The sequence below is a fragment of the Caldanaerobacter sp. genome (assembly GCF_049701115.1).
Lineage (GTDB): Bacteria > Bacillota > Thermoanaerobacteria > Thermoanaerobacterales > Thermoanaerobacteraceae > Thermoanaerobacter.
This window is the reverse complement of the sequence record NZ_JBNATX010000003.1, coordinates 81,512-92,618: the sequence shown is the minus strand read 5'-3', so window position 1 is coordinate 92,618 and position 11,107 is coordinate 81,512. Positions and strand designations below refer to the sequence as shown.

General features: G+C 35.9%; 12 protein-coding genes. 10 read left to right on the top strand and 2 right to left on the bottom strand.

Going from position 1 to position 11,107, the window contains the following annotated elements; translation table 11 throughout:
- Positions 1–94 precede the first annotated feature (94 nt).
- The gene (locus ACPLVE_RS02705) at positions 95–1,477 is read right to left on the bottom strand and encodes a sensor histidine kinase (RefSeq protein ID WP_424609605.1); all 1,383 of its coding nucleotides are present in this window, start codon (positions 1,475–1,477) and stop codon (positions 95–97) included.
- 1 nt (position 1,478) lies between these two features.
- The gene (locus tag ACPLVE_RS02700) at positions 1,479–2,153 is read right to left on the bottom strand and encodes a heavy metal response regulator transcription factor (RefSeq protein ID WP_424609603.1); all 675 of its coding nucleotides are present in this window, start codon (positions 2,151–2,153) and stop codon (positions 1,479–1,481) included.
- 214 nt (positions 2,154–2,367) lie between these two features.
- Here ACPLVE_RS02700 and ACPLVE_RS02695 point away from each other — a divergent pair, with 214 nt between their 5' ends.
- From ACPLVE_RS02695 to ACPLVE_RS02650, 10 genes are all read left to right on the top strand, one after another.
- Positions 2,368–3,273: an HD-GYP domain-containing protein gene (locus ACPLVE_RS02695; RefSeq protein WP_424609601.1), complete on the top strand. Its 906-nt coding sequence runs from the start codon at positions 2,368–2,370 to the stop codon at positions 3,271–3,273.
- Between the two features lie 74 nt (positions 3,274–3,347).
- The gene (locus ACPLVE_RS02690) at positions 3,348–3,899 is read left to right on the top strand and encodes an undecaprenyl-diphosphatase (protein WP_424609599.1); all 552 of its coding nucleotides are present in this window, start codon (positions 3,348–3,350) and stop codon (positions 3,897–3,899) included.
- Between the two features lie 72 nt (positions 3,900–3,971).
- Positions 3,972–4,397, top strand: coding sequence for a PaaI family thioesterase (locus ACPLVE_RS02685; protein WP_424609597.1), 426 nt, complete (start codon positions 3,972–3,974; stop codon positions 4,395–4,397).
- Positions 4,398–4,451: 54 nt separating this feature from the next.
- A complete protein-coding gene (locus tag ACPLVE_RS02680) occupies positions 4,452–5,198 on the top strand; it encodes a cysteine hydrolase family protein (RefSeq protein ID WP_424609596.1) in 747 nt (248 codons plus the stop codon).
- A 346-nt stretch (positions 5,199–5,544) separates the two neighbouring features.
- Entirely contained in the window at positions 5,545–5,715 is a 171-nt protein-coding gene (locus tag ACPLVE_RS02675; protein WP_011026017.1) for a hypothetical protein, read from the top strand.
- Positions 5,716–5,852: 137 nt separating this feature from the next.
- Positions 5,853–6,761, top strand: a complete 909-nt coding sequence (gene murB, locus ACPLVE_RS02670) for a UDP-N-acetylmuramate dehydrogenase (protein ID WP_424609594.1) — start codon at positions 5,853–5,855, stop codon at positions 6,759–6,761.
- A 13-nt stretch (positions 6,762–6,774) separates the two neighbouring features.
- Positions 6,775–7,506: a PHP domain-containing protein gene (locus tag ACPLVE_RS02665; protein WP_424609592.1), complete on the top strand. Its 732-nt coding sequence runs from the start codon at positions 6,775–6,777 to the stop codon at positions 7,504–7,506.
- Positions 7,507–7,512: 6 nt separating this feature from the next.
- Positions 7,513–8,367 carry an RNase adapter RapZ gene (rapZ, locus tag ACPLVE_RS02660; protein WP_424609591.1) on the top strand — a complete coding sequence of 285 codons (855 nt, stop codon included), beginning with the start codon at positions 7,513–7,515 and terminating at the stop codon, positions 8,365–8,367.
- A gap of 7 nt (positions 8,368–8,374) precedes the next feature.
- Positions 8,375–9,331, top strand: a complete 957-nt coding sequence (locus ACPLVE_RS02655) for a gluconeogenesis factor YvcK family protein (RefSeq protein ID WP_424609589.1) — start codon at positions 8,375–8,377, stop codon at positions 9,329–9,331.
- Positions 9,332–9,513: 182 nt separating this feature from the next.
- The gene (locus ACPLVE_RS02650; RefSeq protein WP_424609588.1) at positions 9,514–11,091 is read left to right on the top strand and encodes an alpha-amylase family glycosyl hydrolase; all 1,578 of its coding nucleotides are present in this window, start codon (positions 9,514–9,516) and stop codon (positions 11,089–11,091) included.
- Positions 11,092–11,107: the final 16 nt, after the last annotated feature.

Sequence of the window (11,107 nt, the reverse complement as noted above, 5' to 3'; positions counted from 1 at the left end):
TTAGTTTAGTCGCTTTGCAACTCCGGAGCATTAACACAAAATGCCACTTAAATAAGAAGCACTTTGTCAACAAACTGAGATGAGCTAGTTTTTTCTAGCTCATTTTTCTTAATGCCGGAAGCCATACTGTGAAAGTAGTCCCCTTTCCTTCTTGGCTTTCTACCTCTATTTTTCCTCCGTGGGCATTAACAATCCACTTACATATAGAAAGTCCTAAGCCGCTTCCTCCGCTTTTTTTGTCTCTTGCCTTGTCAACTCTATAAAATCTTTCAAAAATATGGGGGAGATGTTCTTTAGGTATCCCTATTCCTGTATCTTTTATAGAAGTTTTTATGAATTTTCCGTAGTTTTCAATACTTATTTCTATTCTTCCGCCTTGCGGAGTATATTTTATCGCATTGTCTATTAAATTGTAAAACAGCTGAATTATCCTAGTTTGGTCTCCTCTAACGTAAGAGGGGTCATTTTTTACAACCTTTAATGTTAATCCATGGCTTTCTGCAATAGGTTCAAGTTCACTAACCATTCCCTCTATGAGATCGCTTAAGTTTAAATTCTCCATCAATAGCCTTTCTGCGTTTGCATCACTTCTTGCCAAGAATAAAAGATTGTGTATAAGTTTTGACATATGTTTTGATTCCTCAAGTATGATTTCTAAAGCTTTTCTATATTCTTCGATTGTTCTTTTTCCATTTAAGGCAGATTCTGCTTGAGTTTGTATTACTGCAATAGGCGTTCTTAATTCGTGGGATGCGTCGTTTGTAAACTGTTTTTGCCTTTCAAAAGAGTTTTCCAGTCTTTCAAGCATAAGATCAAAAGTTTGAGCGAGATTGCCGATTTCATCTCCGGTGTAGGGAAGATTCAGTCTTTTCGAGAGGTCTCCTACGCTTATTTCTCTTGCTACTTTTATTATGTGGCTTATGGGATGTAAAGCTTTATTTGCTATTATGATGCCTCCTAAAGAAGCGATCAGTATGAAAAGAGGGATTAAAAAAATAAAGATTCCAAATAAATTTTTCATTGTTAAATTCATAAGGTTTAAAGATTGCCCTATTACTATTATTCCTATTATTTTATTATCATAGTAAATAGGTTCTGAATACAAGCGTATACTTCCTTTGCTGTATCTTAAGGTTTCATATTTTCCTATGAAGTTTGGTGAGTAAGTATACTGGTCCAGTAGAGCTTTTGGAATATTGGATTCAATCAATCTAAGATCAGGATACGAATACAAAGCCCCATAAAATTCGGTATTGGCGTAAAAAAGTTCATCCGCTGATTTTATTTTTCCATTTTCAATGTCCAAAAGTGAAGATACTTGCTGAGCTTGAGTTTTTAATGTAGCATCCTCATTTGAAATTAACATTTTTTCCAGAATTAAATACGTCATGATACTGAATAAAAATAAGACAAAGGCCAAGAGAAGTACATACCAGAGAGTCAATTTAATTTTTAATGGGAAATACAATTTTTTCATATCACTTTATCTCCTTTAAACAATATCCACTTCCTCTTATGGTGTGGATTAGTTTATTTTCAAAGCCATCGTCAATTTTTTTTCTGAGGTACCGTATGTATACGTCTATGATGTTTGAAAAACCATCAAATTCATAATCCCACACATGATCTGCTATTTGGCTGCGAGTTAAAACTCTTCCTGTGTTTCTCATCATATACTCTAATAGAGCGAACTCTTTACTGGTAAGGTTAATTTCTTTTCCTCCTCTTTTTACTTGACGGGTAAGGGTATTAAGTTCTAGGTCCGCAACTTTCAATATGGGGCTTTTTGTAGGAGATTCTCTTCTTAGTAAAGCCCTAATCCTCGCCATTAATTCAGAAAGTTCAAAAGGTTTTGTGAGATAGTCATCTGCTCCTGTATCGAGGCCTTTTACTTTGTCTTCAATAGAATCTTTTGCTGTAAGCATCAATACGGGGGTATTTATGCCTTCATTTCTCAAGGTTTCCAGAATTTTTACTCCATCTAGGCCTGGAAGCATTATATCCAGAATTATCACATCATACACATTCATTCGAGCGTAATCCAAGCCTTCCAAGCCGTTCTGTGCAATGTCTACACTGTAACCTTCTTCTTTTAAAGCTTTATATAGCGCATTTACCAGATTTTCTTCATCATCCACAAGGAGAATTCTCATTAATTTTCCACCCCTTTACATTTCTCTGCCTATTATATCAAACAAATATTAAAAATTCATTAAAAATTCAAATGTAATCGATTATTGACAGTAAAAAATAGAAATTGTAGAATATTTATAAAATAAGGCGAAAAATGATGAAAAACAGAATGTTTTGCAATTTTGGGAGAGAAGTGTTATGAGAGGGTATAAGTTTTTGAAAAATCAAAAATTTATGGATGGCTTGATTTTTATGTTTTTGATTTTACTAATTGTATTGATATTTTACACTTCTCGAAATATAAATACCATATATTTTTATGCGTATACAAGGCTTTTGTATATTCCTGTGATAATTTCAGCCCTCAAATTTGACATAAAAAAGAGCCTGATTATTCCTACCATAGTAAGCGTAGGTGAATTTTTAGAGATATACTTAACTGAAAAATCTTACATATTTTTGGTAACTTTTATAATATCTGTGCCGATATATTATTTTGTCTCTGTGTCAATAAGTTATTTTAGGATGCAGGCAGAGAGATTGAAAAAAATGATGGAAGAGATGCAGGAGAACTTAAGGGATATGGAAAATGCTATGATATCTGCGCTGGAAGCAAAGGATGTTTATACCCAGGGACATTCCCAGAGAGTCTGCAAGTTAGTTACACAAATTGTTTTAAAAATGGGTATTCAAGGGAAAGAGGCGGAAGAGATAATAACTGCAGCAAGACTTCATGACATAGGAAAGATTGGGATAAGAGAAGAAATTTTAGAGAAACCAGGGAAACTCAGTTATCAGGAATTTGCTGAGATAATGGATCACCCAGTAATGGGGTATGAAATCGTAAAGAAGTTAAAGGTTATGGAGAATGTTGCTAAAATAATAAGGCATCACCATGAGCGGTACGATGGGAAGGGCTATCCCGATGGATTGAAAGGGGAAGATATACCTTTGGGGTCGAGAATAATAGCTGTTGCGGACGCTTTTGATGCAATGACTTCAAAAAGGCCTTATAGAGAATCTCCTCTTACAATAGCTGAAGCCGTAGCGGAACTGAGAAAAAATGCAGGAGTGCAGTTTGATCCCAAAGTTGTGGAAGCATTTATAAGCATTATAGAAGATTTGGGAATTGATTATTGATTTTAATCAATTTTTAATGAATCTTTAATTTTTTTCTAAAAAGTAGAGGGTATAATGAATATGAGGTGAGAGAAATGAATCTAAAACTTTTTCACATGATAAATGGTCTTGCAGGCCATAATATTTTTTTGGATAAAACTATGATTTTTATCGCAGTCTACTCCCCTTTAATTTACGGAGTACTTTTAATTTTGCAGTGGTTTATAGGGAGTGATAGTGGCAAAAAGGCTTCTATGGATGCCTTTTTTGCGGCTATTATCGCGTTAGGGCTAAATTTGATGGTTTCAACTATTTATTTTGAGCCAAGGCCTTTTGTGCATAACAAAGTTAATCTTTTGGTGAGACATCCAGCTGATGCTTCTTTTCCGAGTGACCATGCATCAGGAGGTTCTGCACTTTCTTTTGCCGAGCTTATGTACGATAGGTTGATTGGAAGAATAATGATGGGGTTAACTTTACTTCTTTTGTTTGCGAGAGTGTACGTTGGAGTCCATTATCCTTTTGATGTAATAGGAGGTTTTGCAATAGGTTTTATGGGGAGTGAGATCGTAAAAAGACTTGACGGAATATTTGACCCTATTGAAGGATATGTTATAAAGATATGGCACAAAATATTCGCGTTTTAGAGGCAGGATAAAATGTCCTGCTATTTTTTATGCTATAATAAAGACAGCAACTTAAGAAAGAGGGGATAAAAGGTGAAGGCAAAAAATGCGGGAATAGATGAGAAACTTTTTGAAGAACTTTTGAAAGTGAACAGGGATACAAATTTTCATCAGTTAATAGGAGTTCATGTGGTAGAACTGGGACAAGGCTATGCTGTGACAGAAATAGAAATTGAAGAAAAGCACCTTAATCCTCTTAATATTGCTCATGGAGGCGTGCTTTTTTCAGTGATGGATATCACTATGGGTATGGCGGCAAGGACAGTAGGTAAACAGGTGATAACTATTGAGATGAATATAAATTACCTTTCGCCAGTGAAAGTGGGAGAAAAAGTGAAAGCGACAGGTAAAATAGTTCATGCGGGGAGTAAAACTACTGTGGCAGTTTGTGAAGCCTACAAAGAAGATGGGAGGCTTTTAGCTGTGGCAAGAGAAACTTTTTTCAATGTACTGGATTAAGTATTTTTGTGGTATAATTTTGGCAAAAGAGTTGATTAGAGGGGGTAATTTTTTATGAATTTTGATAGCTTTTTGTATAACACCAGGCCCTTTTTAAATTACCTTTTTGACTTTTATAGCAACCTTGAAGAAAAAAGCTTGAGCAGTGTAATATACAATGCTGGTGGAGAGGATAAGGTTTCAGTTTTGGTTGTGGATATGCTAAACGGTTTTTGTAAAAGCGGTCCATTAGCTAGTCCAAGAGTTGCAGGCATAATAGAACCCATAAAAAATTTATTAAAAGCCTGCTATAGGATGGGGATAAAAAATGTGTTCTTTTTAAATGACGCTCATCCTTCAGATGCAGTTGAATTTGGAGAATTTCCTCCTCACTGTGTAAAAGGCACCTATGAGAGTGAAATTGTTGACGAATTAAAAGAAATAATTGAAGGAGAACCTGTGATTGTAGAGAAAAATTCATTAAATGTGTTTTTTGGTGGGGAATTAGAAGGCGGGAATGAGTTTTTAAAGAAAGTTGTTGAAATGATAAAGGAAGGAAAATCTACTTTTATCGTTGTAGGAGATTGCACTGACTTATGCGTTTACCAGACGGCTATGTCTATAAAAATGATTGCAAATGCCAATAATCTTAAAGTAAATGTAATTGTACCGGAAAATTGCGTTGAAACGTATGATACATCTGTAAAAACTGCCGAGTCCCTCAAGATAATGCCTCATGATGGCAATTTGATACATACCATGTTTTTGTATCACATGAAATTAAACGGTATAGAAGTTGTAAAAGAGCTTCTTGAGGAGTGACAAAATTCTAAAGTGATTTTTTAAAACCTAATGTCGATAATATACACTGGTGTAGATTTGACCGGGCAGGAAAATGCATAAATATGGGATTTGGAGCTGCCGATTCTATTGTTGCGAAAATAAAGAGGGAATTAGAAATGTAGGGCAAACGACTTGTGTTTATTTATTCTAGGAGAAAAAGCATAAAAAGAGAAGAAATATTAAGAAAATGTAAGAAAAAATCCAAAATATTAGACTATTTCCTATTTGCATTATGTGGTATAATATGTAGTGGATGAAAGTAGAGGGTGTACATAGAATGTTCAAAATTTTGAGAAGATTGTGGTAATGAAGAGGTGAGCACTTTATGGAATGCCCAAATTGCAAGAGCACTAATGTGGGCAAGATAGGAAATAACCTCTATTTTTGCAGGGATTGTAACTGTGAGATAAAGATAAAAAAATGTACAGCAGTAGTGAGTATGTACGATGCGGAAGGGTGTGTTACAAAAAGATTTAAAGTATGTTACAACGCATGAAAGGAGGGACTTTCCCTCCTATTTATTTTGTAAATAAAAAGTGGTATTATAAAATTGCATGTGGAATGAAATTAACATGTAATTGATAGACTATAGATGGAATAATTTTTTGATTTTTGATTTTGAGGAGTGGTACAGTGGCTGAGATACTTGTTGATAAATTGAAAGAAATTTTAAAAGAGGGGAAATTATACTTAAATGAGCCAATGAAAAGGCATACCTCTTTTAAAATAGGAGGACCAGCTGATGTACTAGCTGTTCCGGGATGTAGAGACGAACTTATTAATCTCATCGCGTATTTAAGACAGGAAAAAATACCTTTTTTTATTCTAGGTAATGGCACTAATTTGCTGGTAAGTGAAAAAGGTATAAGAGGCGTGGTTGTAAAACTTAGTTCTTTGAGGAATGTCATTGTAGAAGGAACTAAGATAATAGCAGAAGCGGGAGCATCCCTGTCCTATATTGCAAATGTGGCATTGGTACATGAGCTTACCGGTTTTGAATTTGCAAGTGGTATACCTGGCACTCTGGGTGGAGCCATAGTGATGAATGCCGGTGCCTATGGGCCTGAGATGAAGGACGTGGTAGAAAAGGTGGAAGTTTTAGATGAAAATAACAATATACTGATTCTTTCCAATCGGGAAATGAAGTTCTCTTATAGATATAGCATTTTGCAAGAAAAAGAATGGATAGTGCTAAGAGCCTGGATTTCTCTTGAAAGAGGGAATTATGAAGAGATAAAAAAGAAGATGGAGGAACTAAATCAGAGGAGAAAAGAAAAACAACCTCTGGATTATCCCAGTGCGGGGAGCACTTTTAAAAGGCCTCCAGGGTACTATGCAGGAAAGCTTATTGAAGATGCGGGTCTTAAAGGGTACTCGATCGGGGGCGCTAAAGTCTCAGAGAAGCATTCGGGATTTATTATAAACACTGGGAATGCGACTTTTTACGATGTACTCAACTTGATTGAGTATATTAAGAAAGTAGTAAAAGAGAAGTTCGGAGTTGACCTTGTGCCTGAGATAAAAATTGTAGGAGAAAAATAGGAGAGAAGAACAAATGAAAATTTTTGCAGATTATCACACCCATACGATATACAGCCACGGCAAGGGGACAATAGAAGAAAATGTAAAAAGGGCTATAGAGATAGGACTTAAAGTTATTGCTATTACTGACCATGGCCCTGCTCACATTTTTTACGGCATGAGGAAGAAAGATTTTCAAAGGATGAGGGATGAAATAGATAAGCTTAAGGAGAAATACCCTCAGATAGAGATACTCATGGGAGTGGAAGCGAATTTGATAAGTATAGAAGGGGATATTGATGTTCCCGATGAGCTTTTGAAGTATCTAGATATTTTGCTTGTTGGGTACCACACTGGAATAGTGCCGAAAAGTTTTAAAGACGCCCTTGACCTTTTTGGTAAAAATATGGTATCAAAGTATACAGGTTATCTTAGAGAAGAGATGAGAGGAAAAAATACAGAAGCAATGGTAAAAGCGATAAAAAAATATAAAATCGATATAATAACTCATCCCGGAGCAAAAGTGGATATTGATACACAAAAATTAGCTAGAGCAGCAAAAGAAAGGGGAACAGCATTAGAGATTAACTCGAGTCATGGATACTTGACAGTGGAGTATGTAAAAATAGCAAAAGAAGAGGGGTGCAAATTTGTAATAAACAGTGATGCCCACACCCCTTCGAGAGTGGGCGATTTTAAAAAGGGTATTGAAATTGCTAAAAAAGCTGGGTTAACTGAAGAGGATGTAATAAACGCCGAGAGGTGATAAAATATGAGGTTTGTGATAATAACAGGGCTTTCTGGTGCAGGAAAGACGCAGGCTTTAAAGGCGATGGAGGATATGGGTTTTTTCTGTATAGACAATTTTCCTCCCGCTCTTCTTCCAAAGCTTGCTGATTTATTTTATCAATCAAAGAATATTGACAAAGTAGCTTTAGGGATGGACTTGAGAGGAGGACAGTTTTTTGAAGATATTTACTCTAGCTTGGACTTTTTGAAAAAAAATAATTACGACTATGAAATAGTGTTTTTAGAGGCTTCTGATGAAGTCTTGATAAAAAGGTTTAAAGAGACTAGAAGGAGGCATCCTCTGTCGGAAGAGGGAAGGATAGTAGATGGCATAAATGAGGAAAGAAAAAGACTTTTAGAGATAAGGAAGATTGCCAATTATATAATAGATACTTCTAATTTGACCGTTTCTCAGCTAAAAGAGGAATTATCGAATATTTTCTTGAAAGGTAAAAAGTTTAAAGGAATAATAATTGACATTATGTCTTTTGGTTATAAATATGGGATACCTCTTGATGCCGATCTCGTATTTGATGTCAGGTTTTTGCCTAATCCTTTCTATATCGACGAATTAAGACCTCTGACCGGAAATGATGAAAAAGTAAAAGAATATGTGATGAAATGGGGAGAAGCGAAGGAATTTTTGAAAAGATTAGGGGACATGATTAAGTTTTTAATTCCATATTATATTAGAGAAGGAAAATCGCAACTTGTTATAGGCATTGGTTGTACAGGAGGAAAACATAGATCCGTTGTAATTGCTAATGCTCTTTATGACCTTTTGAAAAAAGAGGACTATTCTGTTGTTATAAATCACAGAGATGTTGGAGAGGAGTAGATGTAATATGAGTAAGCAGCCTCGCATTGTGGCGATTGGAGGAGGTACGGGACTTTCTACAATGCTAAGAGGGCTCAAGCTCTTTACAACGAATATAACTGCTGTAGTGACAGTAACAGATGACGGAGGAGGTTCTGGGATATTAAGAGAAGATTTAGGTATACTTCCACCTGGAGATATACGAAACTGCATACTAGCTTTGGCGAATACAGAGCCCACAATGGAACAGCTTCTTCAGTACAGATTTACAGAGGGTATGTTAAAGGGGCAGAGTTTTGGAAATTTGTTTTTGGCTGCAATGATAGGAATTTCTAACAGTTTTGAAGAGGCTGTCAAGAGGATGAGTGAAGTATTAGCTGTGTCAGGAAAAGTCCTTCCTGTTACAGTAGAAGATGTAAGGCTTATAGCAGAACTGGAAAATGGTACTATCATAAAAGGAGAGTCCAAAATACCTGAGATACAGCAAAAAGAAAACAGCAGGATAAAGAGGATATATTTAGAACCTTCGCCTGCTGCTCCTTTTGAAGAGGTCTTAGTGGATATATTAAATGCGGAGGCGATAGTATTAGGACCGGGAAGTTTGTACACGAGTGTTATTCCAAACCTATTGGTAGATGGAATTTGTGATGCTATTGAAACATCTAAAGCCATAAAAATATATGTATGTAATATAATGACACAACCGGGTGAGACTTTGGGGTATACTGCTACTGACCATATAAAGGCTCTTTTTGATCATGGGCTTAAATCTTTAGATTATGTGATCGTAAACAAAGGCGAAATACCGGAGGAGTATAAAAAGCGATACATAAAAGACATGTCTGAACCTGTCAGATACGATAAAGAAGAAATTGAAAAGATGGGTATAAAAGTGGTAGAAGAGGATTTGGTAGCCGTAAGAAAAGAGTATATAAGGCACGATGAGCAAAAGCTTGCAGAAGTAATAATCGACTTGATCAATTAAGCCTTAATTTTTAGCGTTCTTGTACAAAAAAATCTATTGACATTCGTTTAAATAAGATATACAATATTATTGAAATCATCGCGCAAGCGATTGCAATGTTTTTTTCATTGCCTCTTTTTTAATTGCGTTTCAGGAAAGCGATTGCTGTAATATTATGGGATTAACCTGCAAGGGGGAAGGAAATGAATAAAAAGCTAAAATTAATAGTGCTACTTTTACTAGCATTGCTGCTGGTTTTGAGCGGATGTAGTAATAAGCAAGAGGCAAAAGTTCCAAAATCAGAAGTCATATACCAGGTGATGATAGACAGGTTTTACAACGGAGATTCTTCAAATGATGACCCGGAAGTAAGCAAAGGAATGTTTGACCCAACCCATACCAACTGGAGAATGTACTGGGGAGGGGATTTGAAAGGTCTGATAGAGAAAATCCCTTATATAAAGGGTATGGGAGCTACAGCCGTATGGATTTCTCCTGTTGTAGACAACATCAACAAACCGGCAATGTATAATGGAGAAGTAAATGCACCTTATCATGGATATTGGGCTAGGGATTTTAAAAGAGTAGAAGAACATTTCGGTACATGGGAGGACTTTGACAATTTTGTAAAGGTTGCACACAACAATGGATTAAAGGTGATTTTAGACTTTGCCCCAAACCATACGAGTCCAGCAAGAGAAGATGACCCTTTCTTTGCAGAAAATGGTGCATTGTATGATGATGGCAAACTGATAGGCACTTATAGTGACGACAAATTGGGACTTTTTCACCACAATGGTGGAATTACCAACTGGAACAATTTGAAAGACTTGCAGGACAAGAATTTGTTTGACCTTGCAGATTTAAATCAGGATAATCCTATTGTTGACAAGTATTTGAAAGACTCTATTAAATTATGGTTTAGCCATGGAATCGATGGGGTAAGATTAGATGCGGCAAAACATATGCCCATGGAGTGGGTAAAAAGTTTTGCTGATGCCATTTATGGTGTTAAAAAAGACGCTTTGCTATTTGCTGAATGGATGCTAAGCGGTCCTACTGACCCTCTTTACGGTTATAACATACAGTTTGCCAATACTACAGGGTTTTCTGTTTTGGACTTTATGTTAAATGGTGCTATAAGAGATGTTTTTGGTAAAGGCTATGGCTTTGAGAGGTTAAACGACACATTGGAGGAGACCAACAAGGATTATGAAAAACCTTATGCTCTGGTTACATTTATAGATAACCATGATATGCCCAGGTTTTTATCTCTGAATAATGATAAGAACAAATTGCATGAGGCTATTGCTTTTATAATGACTACTCGAGGAATACCAGTTATATACTATGGGACTGAACAGTATCTTCATAATGACACTAATGGTGGAAATGACCCCTATAACAGACCGATGATGGAAAGTTTTGATGAGAATACAAAAGCGTATAAACTCATAAAGCAACTGGCAAAATTGAGAGAGAACACTCCGGCTTTGCAGTATGGATCTACTGCAGCAAGATACGTATCTGATGAAGTGTACATTTATGAGAGGCAGTATGAAAAGGACATTGTTTTGGTGGCTATAAACAAAGGCGAAAAAACTACTGTCAGAGGGATAAAGACCCTGTTAAGTAGAGGAAATTATAAAGACTATCTTGGAAGTCTTTTAGAGGGAATTGAAGTAAAGGTTTTAAAAGGAAATGATGGGGAGAATATAATCGAGAGTATGACATTACCGAAGGACAGTGTGAGCGTGTGGACAAATGTAAAAATAAGGTAAAATTTTGGGGTGCACC

What these genes read in the sequence shown, in the direction of transcription:
- ACPLVE_RS02705 (WP_424609605.1), bottom strand. Translation starts at nt 1,477, where the DNA reads ATGAAAAAATTGTATTTCCCATTAAAAATTAAATTGACTCTCTGGTAT.
- ACPLVE_RS02700 (WP_424609603.1), bottom strand. Translation starts at nt 2,153, where the DNA reads ATGAGAATTCTCCTTGTGGATGATGAAGAAAATCTGGTAAATGCGCTA.
- ACPLVE_RS02695 (WP_424609601.1), top strand. Translation starts at nt 2,368, where the DNA reads ATGGATGGCTTGATTTTTATGTTTTTGATTTTACTAATTGTATTGATA.
- ACPLVE_RS02690 (WP_424609599.1), top strand. Translation starts at nt 3,348, where the DNA reads ATGAATCTAAAACTTTTTCACATGATAAATGGTCTTGCAGGCCATAAT.
- ACPLVE_RS02680 (WP_424609596.1), top strand. Translation starts at nt 4,452, where the DNA reads ATGAATTTTGATAGCTTTTTGTATAACACCAGGCCCTTTTTAAATTAC.
- ACPLVE_RS02675 (WP_011026017.1), top strand. Translation starts at nt 5,545, where the DNA reads ATGGAATGCCCAAATTGCAAGAGCACTAATGTGGGCAAGATAGGAAAT.
- ACPLVE_RS02665 (WP_424609592.1), top strand. Translation starts at nt 6,775, where the DNA reads ATGAAAATTTTTGCAGATTATCACACCCATACGATATACAGCCACGGC.
- rapZ (WP_424609591.1), top strand. Translation starts at nt 7,513, where the DNA reads ATGAGGTTTGTGATAATAACAGGGCTTTCTGGTGCAGGAAAGACGCAG.
- ACPLVE_RS02655 (WP_424609589.1), top strand. Translation starts at nt 8,375, where the DNA reads ATGAGTAAGCAGCCTCGCATTGTGGCGATTGGAGGAGGTACGGGACTT.
- ACPLVE_RS02650 (WP_424609588.1), top strand. Translation starts at nt 9,514, where the DNA reads ATGAATAAAAAGCTAAAATTAATAGTGCTACTTTTACTAGCATTGCTG.